General features: G+C 70.4%; 18 protein-coding genes. 3 read left to right on the top strand and 15 right to left on the bottom strand.

Annotation, left to right across the window (positions count from 1 at the left end; genetic code table 11):
• Nucleotides 1-252 precede the first annotated feature (252 nt).
• Nucleotides 253-2,277 (bottom strand): family 43 glycosylhydrolase, encoded by a 2,025-nt coding sequence (locus AB0F38_RS19360; protein ID WP_361894448.1) that lies wholly within the window; start codon nt 2,275-2,277, stop codon nt 253-255.
• A 16-nt stretch (nt 2,278-2,293) separates the two neighbouring features.
• Nucleotides 2,294-3,808, bottom strand: a complete 1,515-nt coding sequence (locus AB0F38_RS19355) for a peptidoglycan DD-metalloendopeptidase family protein (RefSeq protein WP_361894445.1) — start codon at nt 3,806-3,808, stop codon at nt 2,294-2,296.
• 53 nt (nt 3,809-3,861) lie between these two features.
• On the opposite strand from AB0F38_RS19355, the gene AB0F38_RS19350 reads away from it, so the two are divergent.
• Nucleotides 3,862-4,293: a penicillin acylase family protein gene (locus tag AB0F38_RS19350; protein WP_361894442.1), complete on the top strand. Its 432-nt coding sequence runs from the start codon at nt 3,862-3,864 to the stop codon at nt 4,291-4,293.
• A gap of 120 nt (nt 4,294-4,413) precedes the next feature.
• On the opposite strand, the gene AB0F38_RS19345 is transcribed toward AB0F38_RS19350, so the two are convergent.
• The gene (locus tag AB0F38_RS19345; RefSeq protein WP_361894439.1) at nt 4,414-6,075 is read right to left on the bottom strand and encodes a peptidase M23; all 1,662 of its coding nucleotides are present in this window, start codon (nt 6,073-6,075) and stop codon (nt 4,414-4,416) included.
• A gap of 157 nt (nt 6,076-6,232) precedes the next feature.
• On the opposite strand from AB0F38_RS19345, the gene AB0F38_RS19340 reads away from it, so the two are divergent.
• A complete protein-coding gene (locus AB0F38_RS19340) occupies nt 6,233-6,898 on the top strand; it encodes a cutinase family protein (protein WP_361894436.1) in 666 nt (221 codons plus the stop codon).
• Here the strand turns inward: AB0F38_RS19340 and AB0F38_RS19335 are convergent, their stop codons facing one another.
• The 11 genes from AB0F38_RS19335 to AB0F38_RS19285 all read right to left on the bottom strand — a co-directional run bounded on the left by AB0F38_RS19335 (nt 6,899) and on the right by AB0F38_RS19285 (nt 22,737).
• A complete protein-coding gene (locus tag AB0F38_RS19335) occupies nt 6,899-7,984 on the bottom strand; it encodes a BTAD domain-containing putative transcriptional regulator (RefSeq protein ID WP_361894433.1) in 1,086 nt (361 codons plus the stop codon). It lies immediately after the preceding gene.
• Between the two features lie 288 nt (nt 7,985-8,272).
• Nucleotides 8,273-10,405, bottom strand: a complete 2,133-nt coding sequence (locus AB0F38_RS19330; RefSeq protein ID WP_361894430.1) for a DEAD/DEAH box helicase — start codon at nt 10,403-10,405, stop codon at nt 8,273-8,275.
• The gene (gene brxD / locus AB0F38_RS19325; RefSeq protein WP_361894427.1) at nt 10,405-11,736 is read right to left on the bottom strand and encodes a BREX system ATP-binding protein BrxD; all 1,332 of its coding nucleotides are present in this window, start codon (nt 11,734-11,736) and stop codon (nt 10,405-10,407) included. Before brxD ends, AB0F38_RS19330 begins: the two co-directional genes overlap by 1 nt.
• Nucleotides 11,737-11,811: 75 nt before the next feature.
• On the bottom strand, nt 11,812-14,721 hold the full coding sequence (gene pglZ / locus AB0F38_RS19320; protein WP_361894424.1) for a BREX-2 system phosphatase PglZ: 2,910 nt from the start codon (nt 14,719-14,721) through the stop codon (nt 11,812-11,814).
• Entirely contained in the window at nt 14,718-18,614 is a 3,897-nt protein-coding gene (locus tag AB0F38_RS19315; protein WP_361894421.1) for a phage resistance protein, read from the bottom strand. Before AB0F38_RS19315 ends, pglZ begins: the two co-directional genes overlap by 4 nt.
• 94 nt (nt 18,615-18,708) lie before the next feature.
• Entirely contained in the window at nt 18,709-20,613 is a 1,905-nt protein-coding gene (locus AB0F38_RS19310; RefSeq protein WP_361894418.1) for a DUF2075 domain-containing protein, read from the bottom strand.
• Between the two features lie 252 nt (nt 20,614-20,865).
• Entirely contained in the window at nt 20,866-21,090 is a 225-nt protein-coding gene (locus tag AB0F38_RS19305) for a hypothetical protein (protein ID WP_361894415.1), read from the bottom strand.
• Complete coding sequence (locus tag AB0F38_RS19300; protein WP_361894412.1) at nt 21,087-21,446, bottom strand: hypothetical protein; 360 nt, start codon at nt 21,444-21,446, stop codon at nt 21,087-21,089. Before AB0F38_RS19300 ends, AB0F38_RS19305 begins: the two co-directional genes overlap by 4 nt.
• A gap of 327 nt (nt 21,447-21,773) precedes the next feature.
• Nucleotides 21,774-22,106, bottom strand: a complete 333-nt coding sequence (locus AB0F38_RS19295) for a hypothetical protein (protein ID WP_361894410.1) — start codon at nt 22,104-22,106, stop codon at nt 21,774-21,776.
• Nucleotides 22,099-22,470 (bottom strand): hypothetical protein, encoded by a 372-nt coding sequence (locus AB0F38_RS19290; protein ID WP_361894407.1) that lies wholly within the window; start codon nt 22,468-22,470, stop codon nt 22,099-22,101. Before AB0F38_RS19290 ends, AB0F38_RS19295 begins: the two co-directional genes overlap by 8 nt.
• Nucleotides 22,471-22,491: 21 nt before the next feature.
• Entirely contained in the window at nt 22,492-22,737 is a 246-nt protein-coding gene (locus AB0F38_RS19285; RefSeq protein WP_361894404.1) for a hypothetical protein, read from the bottom strand.
• Between the two features lie 56 nt (nt 22,738-22,793).
• Here AB0F38_RS19285 and AB0F38_RS19280 point away from each other — a divergent pair, with 56 nt between their 5' ends.
• A complete protein-coding gene (locus AB0F38_RS19280; protein ID WP_361894402.1) occupies nt 22,794-23,399 on the top strand; it encodes a hypothetical protein in 606 nt (201 codons plus the stop codon).
• Nucleotides 23,400-23,544: 145 nt separating this feature from the next.
• Here the strand turns inward: AB0F38_RS19280 and AB0F38_RS19275 are convergent, their stop codons facing one another.
• On the bottom strand, nt 23,545-24,675 hold the full coding sequence (locus tag AB0F38_RS19275) for a hypothetical protein (protein WP_361894399.1): 1,131 nt from the start codon (nt 24,673-24,675) through the stop codon (nt 23,545-23,547).
• Nucleotides 24,676-24,774 lie beyond the last annotated feature (99 nt).

Genomic DNA, 24,774 nt, shown 5'->3' with positions numbered 1-24,774 from the left:
CCCCGTTCCACGCGTCGCTTGTCGGACCAGCGGAACGATACTCATCTCTCAGGGGAGTTCACCGGCGCACTTCGGCCACATCGCCGGACCGGCCGCCGAGGACCGTGGAGGCCTCGTTCCCGACCGCGCACAGTGGGGAAAGTCACCGCATGAGGAGGGCAGGAGCCCGGTGCAGGGGGGAGGGGCGGCGCGAAGGAAGCGCCGAAGCCCCGTTCCCATGGCGAGATCCGAACGCCCGCCCGCTCGCTCCGCTCAGAGAGCGGGGCTGCCCGACACGAGGGGTGCGACCGGGCGGTCCCCGAAGGCCGTCCACGGCTGCCACCCGCCGCTCGGCTGCGCCTGCACGCGGGTCCGCATCCGGCTCGCGACGGTGACGGCGAAGACGTGCAGCCGCCCGGCGGCGTCGAGCGCCGCCGTGGGAGTGGCGACGAGCCGGATGCCGGGCTCACCGAACTCCCCGCCGGGATGGGCGTCCCCGCCAGGAGTGACCTGCCAGCGGTGGCCGAGTCGGGCTCCGCCGGGCGTCAGTGAGAACGCCTCCAGCCGGCCGTCGGCGTTCACGGCGAACGCCGGGGCGGCGGCGCTCCAGCCGAACAGCGGCTGCCAGTCGCCCCAGCCGCCGCTCGGCGCGGCCTGCCGCCGGGCGAAGGTTCCCACGCCCGACGGTCCGATCGCGGCGACGGTGAGCCGGCCGCTGCCGTCCCTGGCCACCCGAGGCGCGGCGCCGGCCGCGGTGCCGAATCGGTGCCATGACGCGGTCCAGGGGCCGCCCGGGGCCTCCTGCCAACGGTGGTCGATGCCGGAGCCGCCGAGGGTGAGGGCGAACGCCTCCAGCCGACCGTCGGCGTTCGACGCGATAACCGGTGGCGCGCCCGCCGCACCGCCGAACCCGGGCTCCCACGGGTCCCAGGCCAGGGATCCGGCCGACCTCTGCCGTCGCCGCGCGACGGATGCGCCTCCCGGGCTCAGGGCCAGGACCTCCAGCCTGCCGTAGGCGTCACGGGCGACGGCGGGGGCGGCACCGGCCGGGCCGCCGAACTCCTCCCAGTCGTGCCAGCCGCCGTCCGGCCGCTGCACCCGATGGTGCAGCTTGGCGCCGCCCGGGGCGAGGGAGAACACCTCGAGCCTGCCGTCGCTGGTGCGTCCGAGCGTGGGAACCGCACCGGCAGGCCCTCCGAAGGGCTCCCAGTCCGACCAGCTGTCCGTGTGCGGGTCGAGCTGGACGCGCCGCAGCATGGCGCGGTCGGCGGCGTCGAGTGCGAACACCGTCAGACGGCCGCCCACGTCGAGTCCGGCCACCGGGTTGTCAGGGCTCTGCCACGGCGGTGGCGTGTCCCGCCATGACAGCGGCGCCACGTACAGCCCGTTCCGGAACCAGCCCGCGGCGCCGGCGTACCAGGCTTCCCCGTCACGGACCACCTCCACGGCGTGACCGGCCACGTGTCCGGCCCATCCGGCGAGCCCGAAATGGAACGGATCCCGCGACGAGAGGACGTCGGTGCCCTCGTAGCCGTTGCGTGGACCGATGAACAGGTAGTACCAGCCGTCTCGTTCGACGACGTACGGCGACTCGGTGACCGAGACGGTCGCGTCCGTGCCGGCGTCGGTGAACGCGACGCCCGGCTCGCTCCAGTGCAGCAGATCGGCCGAGCGCCGGTAGGCCACGACATGGTGGCCGCCGGGGCCGGAGAGTTCCGTGTAGTACATGACCCACTCGCCGCCGACCCGCAGCACCATCGGGTCACGCGCCGCGAGCCCCCGGAACAGCGGGCCGGACGGTTCGCGGGTCCAGGTGAACAGGTCGCTCGACGTGGCGAGGTTGATCGCCGCGCCGCTCGCGCCGCCGGCGGCGTAGAACATCCAGAACCTGCCGCCCGCCTCGACGACGTGCGGCGCCCACAGGTGCTCCTCGCCGAAGTAGGACGGGTCGACGACGAGCGCGTCGGGGTGGCTGGTCCACGGTCCGTGCAGGCTCGGCGCGGAGGCGTGGGCGAAGGAGATCTCCGCCGCGCTGTCCGGAGACTCGCCGCGCGGCGCACTGTTCCCGACGATGCCGAACAGGTGCCAGCGGCCCTGAGCCTCGATCAGCGTGTGATCGTTGAGATAGCGCGGGCCCGCGGAGGTGGACGGGTCGTAGGCGTACGTGAAGGGTCCCGCGCCGACCCGGTCAGGGGGCGCGGCGTCCTCGGAGGCGGCACCGACGGCCGGGCCGGCGGCCAGGAGCGGGAGGGCGCCGGCGGCGCCGAGTAACAGGCTCCGTCTGCTGATCGGAAACATGAGTTCCTTCAGAGGGTCAGCCGACCGCGGGGCCGGCGGAGTCGTTGAGCCACGTCCAGTCGGACCAGGTCGCGAAGCCGGTCTGCCAGGTGTGGAAGGTACCGGCGTGGCTGGCACCGAAGACCTCGATGCGGCCGTCGGCGTTGGTGGCGGCCGTGACCTCGGTGCCGCCGGTGCCGAAGGGGGCCCAGTCGCTGTAGGGGGCGTTCACGCCGGTCTGCCAGATGTGCAGGGCGGTGGTGCCGTTCATGGCGAAGACTTCGACGCGGCCGTCGGGGGTGCGTTCGCTGGTCAGCTGTGAGTCGGCGGGGCCGCCCACGGGTTCCCATTCGGACCAACTCGTTGGGCTTGTCTGGTACTTGTGGAACACGCCGACCGGGCCGGAGGCGAAGACCTCCAGACGGCCGTCGGCGTTGTGGTCGACCGTCAGGTCGTGGCCGCCTTCGCCGAACCCTTCCCATGAGGACCAGCCCCCGTTGGGGACGGTCTGGTACCGGTGCTGGAAGACGCTGCCGTTGAGAGCGAAGACCTCCAGGCGTCCGTCGGGTGCCTTCTCCATCTCCACACGGCTGTCGGCGGGGCCGCCGCCCGCGGACTCCCATTCCGACCAGCCGCCGTTCGGGGCGACCTGATACCGGTGGAAGAGCCCGGCCGGTCCTGAGGCGTAGACCTCGATGCGGCCGTCGGCGTTCACACCGGCCGCCGTGTCCCGGCCGCCACCGCCGAAGCTCTCCCATCCCGACCAGCCGCCGGACGGGCCGAGTTGCCAGCGGTGCTGGAAGGTGTTCCCGTTGATGGCGAGCAGTTCCAGGCGGCCGTCGGCGTTCGGTGCGAGGGCGAGTTCGGCGTTGCCGGGTCCGCCGAGCGATTCCCATTCCGACCAGGTGCCGTTGGCCTGCCGCTGCCAGGCGTGGTGGATGCCGTCGGCTCCTGCGGCGAACAGCTCCAGGCGCCCGTCGGCGGACCGCGCCGACACGACCCGGCCGGACTCCGCCGGATACACCAGCGGTTCGGGCCGCGGACCGCTGCCGGGCGTGCAGGGCAGTACGACTCCGCGCTCCGCGAGGTAGACCTCGGGGTCGATACCGTAGGAGGTGGACCGGTCTGCCCAGATCCGCAGGTGGAGGTGGGGACCGGTGGAGTTGCCCTCGGCGCCCATCAGGGCGATCTGCTGACCGGCCACGACGCGGTCGCCGGCCGAGACGTCCCGCCGGACCATGTGCCCGTACTCGGAGATCCTCCCGTCGGGGTGCTGGACCCGGATCCACTGGCCGTAGCCGCTCTCGTACCCGGAGATGGTCACCTCGCCGTCGCCCACGGCGTAGATCGGCGTCCCGACGACGTTGGCGATGTCGGTGCCGTTGTGGCCGTCGTGGAAGTGCTGGGACACGAAACCGGCGGCCGGGCAGGCCGCGGCGGCGGCGGTCCGGGCTGCCGCCGCCGGAGTCGCGGGCAGCAGCGTCGGCAGCAGCAAGGCGGTCGTCGATGCGAGAACCCAGGTCAGTGCGCGTCGGGAAAACCCTGGAAGCACGAGTCCTCCTCCCCTTGTCGGTCTCGGGGTGAGTGGGATGGACGGTCGGGGCCGTGCGGACGAGCGGTACGGAAGCTAGCAACAGGCCGGTCCGGAAAGACCCCGGAACGTTACGGACTGACAGGCGGGAGCACGTCGGCTATGTCTGTTGCCGCTGGTCATCGAGATTCCATCGGTCCTTCCTGGCCTGGCCGCGTTCGGACGACGGCCTGCACGAGGGGAAGGACGGCGATGGCACGCAGGAGATACAGTGCGAGGCTGCCGACGCGGTCCTGGCCGCCGTGGCGGTGATGAGCACGCCGGCGGCCGGCGGGTCGACGGTCACGAGGGCGGCAGCCGCCGAAACGGGGCCGGACAAGGCGACGATTCGCTACACCGAGTACGGGATCCCGCACATCATCGTCTCGGACCGGGAGGGGCTGGGGACGGGTTACGGATATGCGGCGGCCGAGGACACATCTGCACCCTCGCCGACACCCATCTGATGGTCGACGCCCAGAGGTCCCGCCATCTGGGGCCCGACGGCAAGACCGGCGACCTGGGGCCCGTCATGCGGATCAGGCCGGGCTCGCGGGGTCCGGCCTGATCCGGACGAAGGACAGCCCTTAGGTGATCGCAGGGCCGGCATCGTTCAGCCAGGCCCATTCCGACCAGGTGGTGAAGCCGGTCTGCCACCGGTGGTAGACCCCGGCATGGCTGGTGCCGAACACTTCGATGCGGCCGTCGGCGTTGTTGCCCGCACCGATCGACGTGCCACCGCCGCCGAAGCTCTCCCACTGCGAGAACGCCGCGTTCGGACCGGTCTGCCAGGCATGGCTCGCGGTGGTGGAGTTGATCGCGAACACCTCGACCCGCCCGTCGACCGAACGCGACGTGGCCAGCTCGGCGTCGGGGATCCCGCCGGTACCGGTCCACGCCGACCACGTGGTCGGACCGGTCTGCCAGCGATGGAACACCCCGTCCGCGTTGGAGGCGAACACCTCCAGCCTGCCGTCCTGGTTGTGGCTGGCGGTGACGGCGCGTCCTCCCGTACCGAAGTTCTCCCAGGCGGACCACCCGCCGTTGACCGCGGTCTGGTACAGGTGCTCGAACGTCGAGTCGGACAGCGCGAAGACCTCGAGGCGCCCGTCAGGCGCGTTCTCCAGGGCGAGTCGCGCGTGGGCAGGGCCGCCGTGAGTGCCTTCCCAGTTGTTCCAGGCACCGCTGGGCGCGCTCTGCCAGCGATGGAACACACCGTTGGCGTTGGAGGCGAACACCTCGATCCGGCCGTCGGCGTTGTTGCCCGCCGCCAGTCGGGACCCGCCGGTGCCGAAGTTCTCCCAGGCGGACCACCCGGCACTGGGTCCGGTCTGCCACATGTGATCGAACGTACTGTCCGACAGTGCGAACAGCTCCAGCCTTCCGTCCGCGTTGGACGCCACCGCCAGCTGGGCGTTGCGCGGACCACCCACGAACCGCCACGGCGACCAGGCGCCGTTCACCGCGGTCTGCCACGCGTGATAGACGCCGTCGGCCCCGGCGGCGAACGCCTCGAGACGGCCGTCCGCGGACTTCCCTGACACGACCCGGCCTGAGGCGTACGGATGCCGGGGGCCGGTGCTCGTACCGGACCACAACGCGTTGGCGATCAGCGTGGCGTCGCCCGCCTCGATCCCGTACAAGTGGCGCAGGTCCTCTCTCGGCTGCTGCACCCGCCAGCACACGTCGCCGATCGGCGCGTCGTTCCACGAGCCGCCCGCATACACCCGCTCCATCGCGTCGAGGAAGGCGTTGGTGGCGTAGGCCGGGTTCAGCCGCTGCTCCCGGGTGCCCCACCAGTCCTGCTGCTGGAACAGTCCGATGCTGGTGTGGTCGACGGCCTCGGAGTAGTTGTTCATGCTGGATTCCACGATGATCGTGGCGATGGCGATCGCCGCGGCTCTCCGGTTGAGCCCCCGGTCCTTCACCGCCTGCGTGACCATCCGCGCGCAGGAGATCTTGTACGCGTTCAGATAGCCGGCCATCTTCGCGCCGAGCTGCGGGTTGAGCTGGTCGGCCATCACGCCGTCGGTGGCCGACGGACCTGCCGGGTCACACGGCGCGGTCGCGATGGCCAAGCCTTGCGGGCCACTGAAGTACCGGGAGACACCGGACCGGTCGTCGCCCGGCCCCGGAGCAGGCCCGGGCCGGGCGACGGCGACCGAGGCGGTCATCCCGACGACCAACGCCCAGATGCCGGCCAGCAAGGCCAGTCTGGTGCATATGCGGTACAAGCCGTTTCCTGCCATGTGTGCCCCTCCGTCGTGGACTCCGGTCGTCGGCGGCCGACAGTAGGAAGCACCGATGAAATGACGATGGAATCGGCCCTCCCGCGCGTTTCATCGGGATGTCATCGGCCCCTGCCAATGTCGTGAGCCGTAGGCGGACCACAGGGGAAGGAACGAAATGCGAGCGAAGAGGATGGCGGCCGCGCTGGCCGGACTCCTGCTGACGGCAGGGCTTTCGGTGACACAGGCGTCCACGGCGCAGGCGGCAGCGGCGGCTTCGTGCGAGGGCACCTACACGATCGTCGTCGGCGGCACGGGAAGCTCGTGGAACAACGACGGCTTCACCGGCAACATCCAGCAGCACGTCGGGTACCCCACCCAGATTCCCAACGGCGCGAGCGCGCGGGCAGGCGTCGATGAGCTGAACCGGCTTGTGCGCGACCAGCGTGCCGCGTGTCCGGGCCAGCACGTCAAGATGGGCGGGTACTCCCTGGGCGCCGCGGTGGTGCACATCTGGGTCACCGAGAACTGGCAGACCTTCGGCAACGTCAACGCCGTTCTCATAGCGGACCCCAAGCGCCAGGGCGGCCCCGGCGCCAACGGGGGATCCGTGCCGTTCGGCGGCATCGTCGGCGCCCCGCTCGCCGGCGCCGACAGGTTCTTCGGCAACATACCGGTCAAGACGATCTGCCACTGGGACTACGTCTGCGACGAGTCCGCCGGCATCTGGACGTACCCGGGCAACCACGTCAGGAACTACCCCAACGACTTCAACATGGATCACCACAACGACAGCGCCAACGAGCAGTGGTACAACGGCGCCTGGTATCCCGCCGCCTGGTGATCACGGGCCGGTGGTGGACCCGGCCGACGGGATGAGGCCGAGACCGGCTTCGTCACCGCACAGAATCATCTGGTGCGCCCGCCGCAGCATCCGGCTCGGAGGAACCCCGAGGTCGGCGGCGAGAAGGCGGCGGGCGCGCTCGAACACCGTCAGGGCGTCGGCCCGGCGTCCGTTCCGGTACAGCGCCCGCATCAGCATCGCGGCCAACCGCTCGTTGAGGGGGTGCGCCGCCGACAGGGCGAACAGCTCGGCGATCGCCTCCGATTCCTGGCCGAGGCGCAGCTGCCACTCCACCTTCCGCTGCACGATGGCCATTCTGCGCTCGGTGAGCCGGAGCCGTTCCAGTTCGGCCAGCGGCCCCGGCAGACCGGCCAGGGGCTCCTCGCGGAACAGCTCCAGCGCCTGGGCACAGAGGCGGACCGCCTCGAGCGGCTCGCCCGCTCGATCGGCCCTCCCGATGCCGGCGGCCAGCTCTTCCATGCGTGCCACGTCCACGTCGACCGCGTCGGGGAGCAGCTGGTAACCACGGAGTCCGCGCGTGATGACCGAGTCCGGACCGTCCCCGACGCGCAGGACCTTGCGCAGTCGGTAGATGTACACCGGCACCACGTTCGCGACCGGCGGCTCCATCCCCCACACGTCATCGAGCAGCACCTGCTGACTGAGGGACCGCCCCGCGCCCAGCGCCAGGGCCGCCAGGACGGCTTGCTGGCGCAGATGCCCCAGGTTCAGCGGCCGCCCGTCCCGCCACGCCTGCAGCGGCCCGAGCAGGGAGATCCGTACCCTCGGTCCCGCCGCTCGCACGGCGACGGCACGCGGAACCGGTCTCACCGGCCGTGTGCGGGGGCCATGCCCGGGGACGGCCAGACCGCAGTCGAAGGCGTGGACGATGGCGGCGGCCCGGTCGCGCAGACCGAGTTTCACCAGGATCCGCGCGAGGTGCTCGGCCACGGCGGCCTCGGGGACGGCGAGGGCGGCGGCGATCTCGTCGTCCCGCAGGCCGCAGCCGACCGCGGAGAGCACTTGGCGCTCCTGATCCCTGAGCAGGGTGGCGGCAGAGCGGTCGGTGGTGACGGTCGTCGGCATCGCTGCTCCCCGGGCTCCGGACGGGTCGGTCTTGCGGGCCGTCGACAAGCTAGTGGGGGGAGCGTCGGGCAGGGCACCCGGAACGATCCGGAGTGACACGCGGACGGACCGGGTCTCCCGGTGAGCGGTGCCTGGTCACCGGGCCCGGTGGCTGCATGAGCGGCCGGCGGTCAGCGGCTGCTGGCCCTTCTCCTTGATCGCTTCGCGTGGGGGAGGAGGCAGGACGTCGACTCACCCCGGGATGGGTCTCGGTGCCGGGGCGCTGTGAGCGGGCAGACGGCGGGGCGGTCAACGGTGGTGACGCACGGGCTCCTGGAGGACCGTACGTGCCGCGTCGAAGTCGGCGAGCCTCGCGGCGACTGTGGCCACCGCGAGCCGCTCGGGCAGGGCCACGGAGAATTTCAGGCCGTGTACGGCGCGGCGGTCGACATCCGGAAGTACCAGGGCCGTGCCGTTGCCGGCCGATTGACGGCTCGCGCGCCACATGTCAGGAGTCAGGTCCTCGCGCAGCCGCAGACAGGAGTCAGTCGGCCGCTGGACAGGGTCGGCGATCGAAGGCAGCGTCGCGGCAAGCGTCGCGTTCGCGCGGTATCCGGCCCAGGTCCACCACCGGACGTCCGTGCCGTGGCGGGCTACGAGAGTGGCTCCAGGGTGTACGAGCGCAGGGGCCTCCTCCCGCCATTCGGCCAGGCACACCTCGGCCCGGCGGGTCAGAGAGACCGGAGGGTCGGCCCCCAGCAGCACCTCCCGCATCGCGCGAGTGAGGGTGTACGAGAGGCCGACGAGCGAGCCGCTGCTCCACTTGGCGATGCCGCCCCCGTCGGCCGGCTCGACGAAGGCCCGCTTCCGGGTCCAGTCGATGAACGTCACCTGCCAGCTGCGTCCGCCGAGCAGGAGCCGGCGGGGCCCCGGGCGTTCCTCGGTCAGTACCGAGGGGTCCACCTGGCCGATCTCGGTGCGCCCGGAGAGGACGGTGAACTGCGGGGGCGCGGTGAAGGACGCCGTCAGCTCGATGAAATGCCGTCGGCCGAAGCGTTTTTCCGCCTCAGGTCCGATGAACAGGAGGCCCTCGTCCGAGTCGAGGAAGCCTTGGTCCGTCAGGTGGCGCACGATCGGTTCCGCCGAGAGGTCGAAGGGAGCGAGCCCGTTCCACTGGTCGGGCCACAACCGGTCACCGATCCGCTGTTCCTGAAGGGTGACGGCGAGCAGTTGCTGGGCCACCAAGTGGCGTGGTTCCGGTGGTGGGTTCACCGGTTCGACCCAGCCCTTTCCCCAGAGCAGGAGCAGTGCGGCTGCCTGGAGGAGGGTGTCCTTCCGGGTGGCGAGGAGCAAGCAGTTGCGCGTGCTGCCGGGGCGCCGCCCCGTACGCCCGATGCGTTGCAGGAACGAGGCCACACTGCTCGGTGAGTCGATCTGGATGACACGGTCCAAGTCGCCTACGTCAATGCCCAGTTCCAGCGTGGAGGTGGACACGATGACGCAGTCACGGGCCTCGGCGAAGGCCTGCTCCGACCTGGCGCGCTCCGCGGCCGACAGCGATGCGTGCGAGAGGAACACCGTGACTTCGCGCTCGCGCAGGGCAGCGCCCAACTGCTCGACCTGCCGTCGGGAATCACAGAACACCAGCCGCTTCTCACCGCGGTGCAGCGCGGTGATCAGCTTGGCGGCGTTCTCCAGAGAGCCGACGTAGTCCAGCTCCACCTCGCCGGCGGGGGGCGCAGGAGAGGTGGAGCCGGCGGACGCACCGGGGGCGATGACGCGGGCCGGGCGTTTTCCCGCCCCCGATCCCTGCAGCCAGGTGAGCAGGTTCTCGGGATTGCCGACGGTCGCCGACAGTCCGATGCGCTGGACGGGACGTCCGGCGACCCTTTCCAGGCGCTCCAGCACCGCAAGCAGGTGCCAGCCACGGTCATCACCCGCAAAGGCGTGGACCTCGTCCACGACCACCGCCCGCACGCCTCCCAGAAGGTGTGAGTGATCGGTCTTGACACCGATGAGCATCGCTTCCAGCGACTCCGGCGTGGTGAGCAGGATGTCCGGCCGCTCGCTGCGGATGCGCTGCCGCTGGGACTCCCTGGTGTCGCCGTGCCACAGCGCGGCCCGGCGACCGAGCCACTGGGCATATCCGTCGATACGTGTCACGAGGTTGTTGAGCAGCGCTTTGAGCGGGCACAGATACAGGACGGACGTGCCGGTCCAGCGCTGCTCCGACATGGCTGACAGGATGGGCAGGCACGCGGCCTCGGTCTTTCCCCCGGCGGTGGGTGCGAGGAGGATGGCGTCCTCCCCGTCCATCAGCGGGTGGATCGCCGCACGCTGCATCGGCCGCAGGTCGGGCCAGCCCAGAGTGTTCACCACGTGGTGGAGGACGACCGGGTCCAGCCGGTCCACGGGGTCACTCGAGGTGGGTGCCTCCGCCATCAGAGGTCCAGTTCGATGTCGTCGGCGCGGCCGGCCGCGGCGTTCCTTTCGACGTCATTGAGTTCGTTGCCGCCCATCGTCAGCTTGTAGTCCCGCCGCGGGTCGAAGTCGTCGAACTGGTCGACCCTGTCGAGGACGTCACCCACCAGCTTCTTCAGATAGATCCGGGGCGCCACCCCCACCTTGCCGCCGAGCGCGCCGCCGACCGCCCGCGCGAGGTCCGCGACGTATGTGTCGTCCACGAGTGTGTGGACGCGATCCGTGGCCGTGGCCCCCGCCGCGTAGAGATCGCGGATGGTCACGCCGAGATGCACCAACGAGTCCTGCGTGAAGCCGGGCAGCCGCAGCTGCACCGCACGGGGATTGTCGAATCGTGGGTCCGTGGTGAAGTCGGTGGCCAGGCGCTGCGCGAGCGGGGCCAGCCGTTGCACGCCCTGCTGTCCGTCGTAGAAGGCGGGGGTTCCGGTGATCACCAGATAGAGGCCCGGGAAGCGACCGGAGTGGACTTCGTCGATGAGCTGGCGCAGGGCGTTGAGCGCCTTGTCGCGGGCGTCGGATCGTACCCGTTGGAGCGTCTCCACTTCGTCCAGCACCACGAACAACCCCCGGTGCCCCGAATCGCGGAGCACGGTCAGCAGCCCTTGCAGGAAGCCGAGAGCGCCGAAGTGGTCGAGATCGCCCCGGACCCCGGCCGATCGCCGTGCAGCCGCGGCCACATGCGGCTGGCCGCCGAGCCAGGCCAGCACGGCGGCGGCGGTCGCTTCGTCGCCCTCGGCGAGGGCGGCCCGGTATCCACGCAGGGCGGTGGCGAAGGAAGGGGCGTGTCGGGAGACTTCGGCCAGCCGGGCGGTCAGCAGTGTCTCGACCTCACCGGCCAGTTCGTCCTCGGTAGCCCCGGCCGCGAGGGCGTCCTCCTCCAGCGCGTAGAACCAGGCGTCCACGATCGGCCTGAGCGCACTCGGAGGGAAGCTTGTCGTCGTGAGCCGCTCGGTCAGCCGCCGGTAGACGGTCTCCAGCCTGTGCAGAGGGGTTTCGGTCTCCGAGACCTGTATCTCGGCGACCGCGAAGCCCAGACGCTTGGCCCGCTCGCCCAGCCAGCGGGTGAAGAAGGTCTTGCCGGAGCCGTACTCCCCCCGCACGGCCTTGAACACCGCCCCACCCGAAGCGACCGCGTCGAGCTCGGCGTCAAGTGCCGCCTCGAACCGGTCGAGGCCCGTGGCCAGCAGATCCAACCCACTGTCGGGCACGGCACCGCGGCGCAGCGCCCCGATCACCGCCCGCCGACGGACGGCCGACGCGGGGGAGGAGGGGTTCGACTTCTCTGAACTCACCGTCACAGTCTCTCACTCCCCCTGGACCGGAGGAGGGGGCGCGGCTGCGCTCCTGACCGCCGCGCTCCCCGTCCCTCAGCCCAGCCCGAACTGGTCTCGCAGGAGACCTTGATGGAGGCGCAGAGTGCGCCCGTCGGGCAGGGTCTCCAGGACCTGCACACCGTCGAAGTTGAGCAACTGGCGCAGGACCGCCGCGAATCCGTCCGCACGGCTCACCGGGAAGTCGACGCGCTGTGCCAGCGCCGTCACCGGCAGGGTCCCTCCGGCATCGGCGAGCTCCTGTACGGCCTGCCGGAACCTGTCCAGCTCACGCTCGCGCGGCTTGCGGGCCAGGAGCTCCACCTGGTCCTGGAATGCCGCCGAGGCGAACAGCGCGGCGACCAGCGCCTGCGACCGGGTACGCAGCTCCGGGATGACCAGGGCGTCCGCGGTCTCGTCCGACGGGACCAGGACGACATCGAAGAGGGAATCGTGTGTCCGCGCCAGTTCGGCCTGCGTCTTCGACGGCGCCTGTCGAGTCGGCTTCTTGGAAGCGGATGCGGGGCTGGACGGGGCCGGTACGGGTGCGGCGGCGGGCGCGCGTTCGTCCAGGAACCACCATGGGGGCCGCTGATCGCCCAGCTCCCGCCATTCCCTGGGCGGTATCGCCCCGAAGGGGAGGAAAGCGAGGACGGGGATGGTGAACTCCGCGAGGGAGGCTCCACCGTGGTAACCCGCCTTGTGCGCGGTGTACCGGGAGTCGGCGTCCCAGAGGGTCACGATCGACGCAGCGGGACCGGGCCAGACCACCCGTGGGCCCGTCAGCGCCACCTCCGTCGCACCCGGCTCCCCGCCGGGCAGGCGGTGGCGGGCCGATTCAGGCGTGTCCGCGCCGACCTTCGTGCCGTGTCGGTCCACGACGTGCCCGTGGTCGCTCGTGATCAGGATCGCCATACCCTGCACCGCGGCCACCCTCAGCAGGTCGACCAGGCCGGGGACGTCGGCGGCCCGCCACGCCCCGTCGCCGAGCTTCTGTTCCTTGGCCAGGCGGTCGTCTATGGCGTTCAGGACGACGGCCACATGGGTGCGTCCGTCGGTCAGTGCCTCACCGAGAGCGGGACCGAATGTCTCCCCGGCGCTCGCGGCGCGCAGGTCGTCCTTGTGGAAGACGGCCGCCGGAGCACCGCCCCACAGTTTCTGCTGCGGGAAGAGCCGCTTCTCGTCCGCCTGTGCCCCCTTCATCAGTCGTCCGGCGAACAACGACGTACGGGAGACGGCGGTGAGGGTCGGCAGGGCGGCGGCCATGGCCCGGCGGCGCGGCTCGCCCTCCTTGACCGGATCGAACTCGGCCCACGATGAGCGGAGTTCCTCGCCCAGCTCGGTGGCGATCGCCGCACTCATGCCGTCCAGGACGAGCAACAGGACTCGCCTGCTGTCCGTGCCACGGACGACCGGCTGCACGACCCGCTCGAGGAAGGACTCCACGGTGAGCATGGAGCCGGGGTGTGTGCCTGCCGCGGTCCAGGTGGCGAGGGCTCGGGCGAAGTGCCGGTCGATCTCGTGCCGTCGCTCCCGGATGCGGGCTCCCAGCCTGTCGTACGCGGAGCTCAGGACGGGGTCCGGGTCGCCGCCGGCCTCGATGTGTTCCAGGGCGTGGTCCACCCATCCGGTCTCCGCGAGGTGGCGCTTTATGCCGTCACCTGTCGAGTCGCACCCGACGGAGGGCTCACCGGCCAGCCACTGTGCCAGCCGCCCGCCCATCCGGGCCCGTCGAATGCGGGACAGGGCGTCGGGACCCTCGGCCCGGCGGTGGTCCTCCAGGTCCCGTAGGGCCGCGGTCAACGGGCCGGGGTGGCCGGCTTCCAGAGCCTGTCCCACCGCGGTGAAGCGTGCTTCCAGTCCCAGCGGGAGCAGGGGACTGGCCCGGGCGGCGGACTCGGCCCCGAACTGCCGGACGACGGAGGAAGCCCGCTCCAGGACCGTGTCGTCGGCCCGGCGTGCCTCCCGGGCCGCCTCGTCGCTCTCCCCGTCCCGGCCCCGGCCCCCCGCGGTCAGCAGCAGACTCGCGTACTCCTCGCAGGCACGCCCGAACGCGGACGCCAGGGCATCGAGCTGCTCCCCGGTGGCCAGGGGCCTCTCGCCGAACCAGCGCTCGGCACGTCCCCGCGCACGGTAGACGTCGGCGTCCGGCTTCGCGTGCAGCCACAGTGCCCCGCAGACCAGACCGAACGCCACCGCGTCCGCGCCGTGTTCGGCCTCGATCAGCGCCAGCAGGGCCGCACCGGCCAGTCCCGCCTGGTCCGCCTCGCCGAGGAAGTCCCGCAGACCGGCCCGTTCGGGCCCTCGCAGCTCCAGTAGCCGTTCGGGACCACCGGGACTCAGGGACCACCCGAGGAGAGCGTGGGTGTCCAGGGCGTCCGTCGCCACGGTGGCCGGCCGTCCGCCCGACTCGGTGTCGTACCTGCCGAGTCTGAGACGACGCAGGGCGAGTACGGAGAGGGCCTTCTGCCGGGAGAGCACACCGCCCGCGAGCTGGGGCCAGCCCCCGGGGGGAGTGGCGTCCAGCAGGGCCTCCGCAGCCCAGTTGGAGTCCTTGAGCCGGGTGTCGACCTGTTCCGCGCCGAAGGCCTCGCGCACCACGTCCCAGCTGTCGAGCGTGTCGATGCGCTTCTTGTGGGCGCGGGCCAGGATCGCGGGGTCGAGCTCGCTCTGTTCGCGGTCGGTCAGCACGACGAGCACGGCGGGCCCGGTGCCTGCGGTCGGCTCACCGAGGTGGTCCAGAAGGAGCTCGTGCACGGCCAAGGGTGAGGGAGCCACTGCGATACGGGCCGTGCGGCCCTCGGCCCACGCCGGTTCGGCCGGCCCGTCCCACTGGGGCGCGGAGCGCAGCAGGACCGCACGGCGGCGCCCGGCTCCGGTGAGCGAGGCGGCCAGCGACGTCTGGGACGTCAGGTACTGGGTGATGGTGGCGATGTTCAGCCGCGTGGTCACCTGCGTGGTGCTCATGACGCGACGACCTGCCAGGTGATCTGGACCGTCGCACCGGGCTCACGCGCTGCCAGCTCGGCGATCTCCGCCTGCAGTTCCGCCACGGCACGCGCCGCGGTGGTACGCCCGCCCCCCGACCGCCGTATCGGCGTGCCGCCGGAGACCGTGGCTGCGGGAGTGCGGTCGGTGGGGACGGGCGGGTGGCTGGTGTCGGTGTCCAGCCGCACTTGGCCGGCGCTCGGCGGGGCGGGAGCGGGCGGCGGTGGAGTGGCGGCGGCGCGGTTGCGCTTGACCAGCGCCAGGACCTCGCGCTGGGTCCGGGCCAGTGCCTCCGGCAGAGGGCTGGTCCGCTGGTCGGCGGCGGCGGCGTTGCGCAGGGATTCCAGCAGGGCCTGCCCCTCGGGGCCCTCGCTGGTGGCCAGTTCGAGCGTGGTCCAGGACGCGTCGGTCAGGGCCCTGGCCACTTCCCTGGCCTGGGTGACGGACGTACCGAAACGGTCCGCGCCGACCTGCCCGAGTTCGAAGGCGGCCAGCGCGTCCACCGTCTTCTTCGCTCCGGCCGCACCCTGCCCTGCCGCGCGCGTGAGGGCCTTGAGCAGGTCGACCGACCGCCGGGCGAGCGGAAGCCGTCCCGACTCGTCGGTGGCGTCGAGCCGGAGGAATCCCGCGTGCTCCTCCAGCTTCGCCACGAGAGCGACCGCGTGGTCCTCGTACAGGCGGGCCTGCTCGATGATCTGCCGGGCGAGCTGGTTGACCATGCGTCCCCGTCGCAGGGCCGGAGCCGGCTTCCCGAAGATCGCCTCGAAGCGCCGGCGCGCGGTGTCCCAGTCCTCCTGCGACGGCAGCGGCTGGCTGCGCAGCGTGTCGACGTCCTTGATCTGCGACAGCTCGGGGGCCGGGTCGAGCGGCATCCCACCGCGCACCCACACCCGGTCGTCCATCTCGGCGAACGAGGCCACGACGAGCCGGGAGAGGAACTCCGGGAGCCCTCGCGGCTGTGGCAGGTCCGTCCAGTCGGTCAGCGTGATCAGGGAGAGGTCACCGGTGGCGCCGCGCTCGCGGGCCAGCTGCCGGAAGTGGTCGGCCCAGTAGAGGGACAGCTCGAAGTACGCCTCCTTCTGCTGTCCCAGGCGCAGCGGACCGGCGATGCGCTGAAGGAGCTTGCGGTCCCCGGCCGGGACCTCGGTCCGTCCGTCGCGAGCCTCGGCGGCGGCCTGGATGTGTGTGAAGACCTTGCGGGCGTCGGCCGCCTTCAGGGGTAAACCGGTCTTCTCGGCGTCCAGGTCTGGATGGTCGGGGAACTGGGCCGCCAGCAGCTTGCCCGCGATGTGCCGCAGACCGTCGCGCAGGGACTGGCCCATGGAGAAGACCAGCCCGTCGACATCGCGGAGGGCCTGGAGGTGGTCGCCGAAACCCAGCTCCACATCGGTGGGCTTCTTCTCGGCCAGGCCGTACGCCTGCTTGAAGGCGGCCTTCACGTTCTTGAGCAGGGACTCGCGCTGGGTTTCCAGCAGACCCTTGGCGCGGGCCCGGTTGTCCGCGTTGAGGTGACCGGCGTACTGGCTGTCGAAGCGCTGCCCGTCGGAGAGGGCCTTGTCGATGACCACCAGGCGGCAGAAGTCGGTGTACCGCTGCGCCGAGAGGTGGGCCGGCAGCCAGGCGACCGTGCGGGAACGCTCGCCCTGCTGCTTCTCCCGCAGCCGGCGCATGCGCTCGACGTCCTCGGCGGTGCCGTACTCGCTCTCGTCGTAGGGGAGGTCGACGACGATCCGCCACAGGCTGTCCTCCTGCGGCATGAGGTCGTGGTCGGGCAGCTCCTCCTCGTCGGCGACGTTCCCGAAGACGACTTCGGCGCTCCGGCTCGTGCCACGCCAGTCGAAGTTCACCCGGCTCGTCAGCTGCCCGTGCTCCAGCACCAGCTCCTCGGAGAGGATCCGCTTCGCCAGCGCCTGACGGTTGCCCGGATTGTCGTTGACCTTGGCGTTGGCGATGACCGAGTCGACGTCCACACCGGTCAGTTCGAGGCGCACACCCGGGTTGGTGTCGGTGCCGGTCTCCTTGATCTCCGGGAAACGGCCCGCCCATTCGGCGACCTTGTTCTTCAGGATGCCGTACTCGCGCCCGGGTATCGGCGCGACCACGGAACCGTAGTTGAGGGCGGAGAGCCGGCGGATCGTGAGGTCGGCGAGCGCGGGGACACTGGGCGCGAGGGCGGACAGCAGCAGGGTGCCGACGATCCGGTTGTCACCGACGAACGTCTTCACTCGGCCGCGCAGTTCGGGATCGGTGATGCCGGCGGGACCGCGGTGGGTGTACTGCTCCACGTCCTCCTCGGACACGTTGTACGTGCCGAGCAGATACGGACGCAGCTTGGTGCGGTAGAGCTTGTCGGCCGCCTCGAAGACGACCTTGAGGCTGTCGGTGAAGGGTTTGTCGCCGCCCGCCGTGATCAGCGGGTAGAGGTCGCCCACCGGGATGAGGTCGCCGAGCCGAAGCTCGTCGCGGTGGTCGGCGAGGAGCTGGCCCATCAGCTTCATGCCGGTCCGGTTCCGCTGGAGTGCGGAGGAGACATGCACGAGGGTGTCCATGAAGGCAGGCGAGAAGGGGTACGTCAGACGGAAGCTCTCCTCGTCGGCGCCCACACCGTCGGTGCCCCGGTCGGAGCCCAGCAGGGTGTCCCACACCTCCTGGCGCACTTTGCGGGTCTTCTCGAACTCGGCGTTCACGAGTGCCGCCGACTCGGCGTCCTTGGGGGTCAGCAGGCGCGCGTGCGCGACCTGGGGGAGGTTGCGGTCCTCCAGCGTGATCTTGTCGAAGCGGCCGGAGGCCAGGTTGAGGGTGTCCTGGATGGACGACTCGGCCGCTCCCGACACCTCCTCGCCCACGAGCTCCCGCAGATCGCGCTGGCGGGCGATGAAGGACACCACGGGGACGGCACGGCGGGCGTCACCGCCCTCCACGAAATTGGTGATCTTGCTGGCTTCGCGGGCCACGAACTTCTGGTCGTGGATGAGGGTGGCGAGCCAGAGGATCAGCTCGTCCATGAAGAGGATCAGACCGTCGTAGCCGAGGGACTTGGCGTGCTCGGCTATGACGGACAGGCCCGCGTCGAGGGAGACGAACCCGTGCTCGTCCTCCGCGGCGTTCTGCGCGAACCCGGGCAGCAGGTTCGTGCTCGCGTCCTCGACGAGGCGGGCCCGCAGCTCCGCCGGTGCGGAGGGGCTGACCAGGTTGAGCGCCTGGCCGGACTCGTGCACCTCCTCGGCGGCGAGCGCCGTGTCCAGGAGACCCGGCTCCCAGGCGAAGGCCTCGCCCCATTCGTCATCGTCGTCCGCCGCGCCGGGATCCGCGGACGCGAGGCCGTCGATGATGAAGCGGTCGCCGTGCCGCTCGCGCAGGGAGCGGATGGTGTCGAAGAGCGCGTCCGTCCGGTACACCTGCGGCGTCGGCGCCTCGGGATGCAGCTTCTTCACATGGCTGACGTAACCGCCGAGGACCCGCTGCTCCAGGGCCTTGGCCCCGAGCATGTGGTACGGCACGAGCAGGAAGTTCTTGCCGGCCGTGCCGAGCCAGGCGTGCTTGGTCAGTACGGGGTCGAGGTCCGCCCGGGACCTGGCGGCGGGGCTGCCGCTCAGCAGGGCGTGCAGGACGGCCATGAAGTGCGACTTACCCGAACCGAACGAGCCGTGCAGGTAAGCCGCCTTGGACGTGTGGCCGTCCAGCGCCGCCTTGATCAGCCCCAGCGCCTCGTCGAAGTTGTCCCGCAGCCGCTCCGTGACCACGTAGTCCCGCAGAGCGCGCTCGGCGCCCTGTGGGGTCGTCGCCTCCGAGAGCTGGAGGACGAAGTCCGAGGTCGAGAGGGACTCCTTGATGTCGATGACATCGCGGAGCAGGGGCGGCTGCTGGGCCATGGGCGGATCTCACTCTCCGACGGGCGGTGGCGCGGGTGCCGTCCGATCGTAGGGTGTGTGTGCGAGAACGGAACGATGGTTCCGTAATCCCGGATCAGACGAGAGCGGCCGCTTCAACTCCCGTGCCTGGACGGACGAGCGAGCGCAGTTTCTCGCGGGTCTCCGGATCCGTGGAGTAGATCATCGTCCCGACCATCCCCCTGGTCAGCAGCACCTTGTACGTGTTGCGGATGAGCCGGTGGACTTCGGCGTCCGGGGTCGACCTGGTGAAGATCGGGTCCTTCGAAGCGGTACGGTCCACCACCCAGCGGTCGGTCCGCCACACCAGGTCGGGCCCCATGATCACGCCCGACCAGTCGTATTCGAAGCCCTGAGCGGTGTACACACAGCCCACTTGGCCGAAACCGGCCGGATCATTGGCCCAGAGCGGCGCCGCCGGGGCGCCGAACAACGACCGATCGCCAGGAACGTTCCAGGGCCGTGACCACGCTCCGATGACGACGTCGCGGGGCAGCTCGGACATCTCCGGCGTGATCTTCTTGGTCCACGTCCAGCAGTACCCGGCCGCCATGCGCGCGCTGTACTTCTTCCCCTCGCCCTCCTCGCGGCGGGCGACGAGGAAGTCCTCCAGCTCCTGCGGGCTGTCGGCGATCAGCAGCTCCACCTTGCCGTCCGGCTCCCAGGCCGTCGGCTCGTCGCCCTCGAGCCCGAGCAGGTTCGCGACCCACTTCACATAGGCCTCGCTGCCGCCGCAGCGGAACTGGCTGTCCAGCTCCACCACAATGCAGTCGAGACCCTGCGCGGCGGCGGCGTCCTTGATCTGCTCCTTGGTCCCCATCTCGCCGGGGCGCACCACCTGGTGCTGGTCGAGCAGGAACACCGGCACCCGTGCCGCGTCGATCAGCTCCGCCACCTGCGGGCGGTCGGTGCGCAGAGCGGCCGTGGTGTAGCGGTTGGCGGAGGTCTTCCGGAGCCGGTGGGCCTCGTCGCAGATGAGGACGTCGAGTTCGTTCGGCTCGGCCTCCATGAAGCTGTTGAAGTACTTGAACAGCTGCTGCACCTCGGGTTTCCGGGCGCCGGCGATCTTACGCATGGTCGTGGTGAACGACGACGAACCGGTCGCGTGCAGAGCAGTCTCCCCGCGCCGGTACAGCTCGCCGAGAAGCGACAAGGCGATGACACTCTTTCCGGAACCGGGGCCGCCGGTCACCACGACCACCTGCTTGTGGTTCGACCGCTTCGCCCTGCGCACCGCCGACAGCACCAGCTCGTAGGCGATCCGCTGCTCGTCGAGCAGGACGAACTGCTCGCGGTCGCGGACCTCGGCCGCAGCGACGGCCATCAGCTGCTTCGACGGGCGCGTCCGGCCCTGGACGAGCAGATCGGCAGCCCGCGCACCGGACTTGGGTGCGAGCCGCGAACGGAGGAAGTCGAGGAACGCCCCGCGCTGCTCGGCGGTGTACATGCGGCCCTGAAGGTCCTCCGGGACCTCGCGCAGCGAACTGATGCCGAACTCCGTCGCGTTGTGCAGGAACGCAACTCCGGCGACCGCCTCCGGTGTCCGCTCCAGCGCACCGTTGAACGAGAGCAGGTAGGAGCAGTAGCCACGGACCTGCTCGACCGGGTGGAGCACGGGACGCGGGTAGGCGTCTATCCGGCAGAGCAGGGGGTCCTCCTCCTCGGCGTAGGCCTGGCTCCACTGCTTCAGCTCGACGACGACGTACGAAGGGTCGCCGGTCGACGGGTGGACCCCGGCGAGTATCACGTCGGCGCGCTTGCTGGTCAGAGGGAGGGTGTACTCGATCAGCATCTCGACATCGCCGAGCCCCGCATCGAGCAGGGCACCCGTGAGGGCGGGGAGGCTGCGCTCCCAGGACCGCACCTCGGACGCTGAGGGCCGACAGCCGTGCGCGTGCTGGAAGTTCTCCATCAGGTGCAGCGCCAGCATCCCTTCCAGGTTGCGGGCGGCGACGGTCGCGGCGGACTCGCGGAACAGCAAGGAATGCCCCCAGGCAGCACGAAGTAACTCGTGCGGGTGGGGGCATGTCCTCTTCAGTCCGCTGACGCGGAACGGAAGCCCGTCGGGCCGCAGATGATCTCTTTCATCCTAGGGGAGGGCAGGATCGGGCGGCGGGGGTATCGGGGACGGGCCGGGCTCGGGGAGCCCGCACAGGCGTCGGGCGTGGGTCTGCCCGGCCGGTGTGCTGGACCGTGGTGGGCGGGGCGGGTGGCCCGGCGGGACGGGCGGTGATCAGATCGTGCGCCGGCTGCGGGCGTTCACCTCGGCGAGCTGAGCGCTGAGCAACTCCTCCCGACTGGCCGGCCGTACGCGGGCGGGGTCGGCGTCCCACTCGCGGCCCCCACCGAGTGGGCGGAGCTGGAGGTAGGGGCCCTGTTGGCCCATCACCAGCCCCACTCGGCCACTCCCGCCGTCGTGTACGGCCGCCCCGAGGTCGGGGACGCCGGCATCGGTCACCTGTCCAGTCCCTTCCTGATCACGTCTGCCAGGACCAGCGCGACGGGGGCGGCGCAGATGCCGAGGTGGATCAGGGCGTAACGCTGCTGCCGTCCGTCGTCACTATCGCCCGCAGCGGAGTCCGGCTCCGGCCACGGCGTACGGATGTCCAACGCGGGCAGCTGGATGCCGGCGGCGGACAGTGCGGCGGCGAGGGTGTCGCGGGCTTCGACGGCCTCCTGGATCTTGGCCATGGCGGACCGAGACCCTGGCTGGGGGAGATCAGCGGCGGCAGAGCGGGCGGTGGCGGTGGTGTTCCCACCAGGTGTCCTGCGGGGGAGGGGCGGCTTCTGCTCCGGTGTCTGCGGCGATGCCATGGAGGTCTTCCTTCGGGTCGTTCTTCGTGGGTTCCCGGGCCTGACGACACGCGCCAGATGACGGTGCGTGAGCGGCTCGTTACGAGAATGACCCTGGTCGGGGATGCGGCACACCGAGGGCGGGTTGTGCCTCCCCGGCAGGTCATGCACGTTCCACACGTTCCACGGACGACCGGGGCCGAGAGTGTCGTTCTTCGGATCCGGCCGTTGACTCCACGTCGAAGGTCACCGTCTGCGGGACGGTTTTCCCAGGTGGGTCACAGAGAAGGTGGGTAGCCTGCCGAGCCGGGGGGTGAGCTTTCGCCCGCCCGGCTTTCGCCAAGGCCGTTACGGAACCGGTGGGAACACCATCCGCGCGATCGCCGCCAGGATCAGCACGGCCGGGATGACGAACCACCAGCGCCGAAGTCGCACCAGCGCGACGAAGGCCCCCGTGACCGCGGCGGCCGGCAGCTCCGTCACCAGGGCGAGAAGAGCCATCGCCCGTGCGGTGTCCGTGACCGTCCTGTCCCACGGGCCCTCGGACTCGACGAGCAGGGCGTTCAGCAGGAAGAACCCGCCGATGGCATGCAGCACGAGCAGAAACGCGGCACACAGAGCTGTTGCGACCGCCCTCCCCGGCGGCCTTCGCGTCCGTTCCTTCGTGTCCTGTTCAGTCATCCAGTGCCTGCCTTGCCTGGTCCAGGTTGTAACCGAAGCCGCGACCGTAGGCCTGTGCGTCGTCGGTCTGCCAACCCGGGCCACCGTTGTACCGGGCGGCCAGCTCCTGATACTGCGCGGGAGTCATCTGGTCGGCAGGCACGCCGGCGAAGGAGCTCTCCGCCTTCAGCTGGGCGAGGTATTCCGACGCGATGTACACATTGGTCGCAGGGTCCTGAGTGGCTTTCTCCACCTCGTCGCGCTGGGCCTGCGTCATGTTCTCCGGGTCGTACCCGAGCACTTCCGCAGACCTGCGAATCTGGATGGCGATGGGGCCCATGGAGGTCTGGTCGGCTTCACCGGTGAGGCCGACCTTGTCCGCCACCCACTGGAACTCCGGCCATACCTAGTGTTGGTTCTGCCGGGCGTTGTCGCTCACGTCGTCGACCCACTTCGGATCGCCCTGCACCTCTTGCCAGGCGATTCCGGCGACCACGTCCGCCGGCAGGCCCGTATAGGCGGCGGCGTCCTTGATGTGTTCGCGATTGGCCCGTATCCACTCCCGTCGCTCCGCGTCGGAGTTGGAGGGCAGCCACTGGTTCTGGTCCATGGCGGTCGGCAGGCCGTCGAGTCGCGTCCGGATGTCCTGCAACTTCGGTGAGACCGACCTCCTGCCGCCCCGCTCCGGGAGCCAGTACGCTGCCGATCATGAACATGGAAACATGGCGGGCGTGGCAACGGGTGGAGACGTGGCTCGCCGAGAACGCGCCCGGCTCCCACCGCTCCCTGCGACCCCCGGCCAGCGACCTCGACATCGCCCACGCGCACGAGTACGTGCCGCTCCACGAGGATCTGCGGACGTTGCTCGCCCTCCACGACGGGACCGAGTCCTACGAGATCGACGGGGACGAGGAGGGCGAGGTCAATCCCGCGGCCTGGCTGCCAGAGAGCTCCGAATGGCTTCCCCTGGACCGGATGCTCGCTCTGCCGGCCGTCGCCCTGGCCGGCTCCGGCCGGCCGGACCGGGCGCCCTGGGCTGCCCCGGGGGACGGCCACTACGGGTTCGCCGTCGAGGCCGCCTCGGGGCACGTCACACGCTTTCCCGACGAGGGCCTGGCCCCGCTGGAGCCCACGCCCGCCTATGTCACGTCCCTTGCTGCGTATCTCACGGCCTTCGCGGAGGCTCTCGAGTCGGGAACGGGGCCGCTGATCGATCCGCGCAGTCGGCCCGGCATAGCCCTCGGTTGTCTGCTGTGGGAGGACCCGGAGCGGGTGTCCCTCGACGAGGCACCCTGGCATCCCCTGCATCCTTGAACCCCGACCCCGACCCCGACCCCGACCCGGACCCCGAACCCGCACCGGGGACGACGGGCGGGGCACCACTCGGTGTCGCACCCCGCCCGCCCGTCAGCACGTGAGGGTCCTCACGGTCCGACGCGGGTGGTGCCGCGGCCCGGGCTCACTTCTCCATCCGGCACTTGACCTCGAGTGCGGACGTGTCACAGCCCGTGAACCATTCGTTGCCCGGGTCGACCCAGAACGCGTCCTTGTCCAGCATCCGCATCGAGGACAGGAACGGTTCGGTTCCGATTGCCATCCGGTTCATCGAGCCGCCGTTAATGGCATTGGACATCGAGGAACGGCCGCAGGTCTCCTCCCAGGTGGGCGGGTCGTAGCGGGTATCGTCGACCAGGTGCTCCGAGCCGTCGTCGGCCTTCACCGCCGCAGTCTGCACGCACTCACCGCCGCCGTTCACGCCGGCCGGCATCAGCCCGCCGACCGCCGAGGGCATACCCGGCGACTGGTAGGTCGCCGCGAACGGGTACTCGTCGCAGGAGATCTTGTCCGGCATCCCGGACGGGAGGAATTCATGGTGCAGGAATGTGAACGGGTGCTTGAGGAACCGCTTCTTCGGCACCCACCCATCGGCCCGCTTCGAGCCGCTCAAGGGGCACATCACCTTTTCCCGGGAATCGTTCTTGTTGTACCCGGTGGCGTCCCCGCCCGGCCGGGAGGGGATCTTCTCGTCGCCCCGGGGACCCGGGATGTAGTTCAGCGGATAGTCCGGGCTCGCGCCGAGACCCTTGTACTTCGTCTTGTTCTGGATCAGCCACGCGTGCGCCGAAGCCGCGGGGTAGTTCGCGGCGTTGAATTTGTACCCCGGCACGTAGTCGGGCAGGACGCAGCCGTGCACCGCGTACACCTTGTCGCACCGGACGGTGACGGACCCCGTCGACCCCTCGACGATCTCCCATGAACCACCCTTCCCGGGGTCCACCAGCTCCTGCTCCGAGGTGAAGAGCCAGGCGAAGTCCACCGGGAAATTCTTCGACAGGTCGATGTCCTTCAGGCCGGACTCGTTCTGGAGTGAACCATTCCATTTGTGGGTCACATTGCCGGAAACCACATCGGTGTCGCTGTTCCCGTCCCAGGCAGGCTCCTCACCCCCTGCCCAGGTGATGCCCGTCTCCTCCTCCACGCACCCGCCGGTGTCCTTGCCGCAGCGCACCTTGGTGCCGAGGAACTTGATGGAGTCCTTGCCGAAGAAGGGAAGGTAGCCGGAATCCGGTGTCGTATTGAGCGGGGTCATCTGGCAGGGCTCTTGCAAGATCGAATTGATCTTGTGAAGTGGCTGGTCGGCGGGGTGTGACCGAACGGGCTGAAGCTCCGTTGATGCGAGTGACCTAGC

This window comes from Streptomyces sp. NPDC025273, from assembly GCF_040638585.1.
Taxonomy (GTDB): domain Bacteria; phylum Actinomycetota; class Actinomycetes; order Streptomycetales; family Streptomycetaceae; genus Streptomyces; species Streptomyces cinereorectus.
This window is presented reverse-complemented; position numbering and strand designations above follow the sequence as displayed.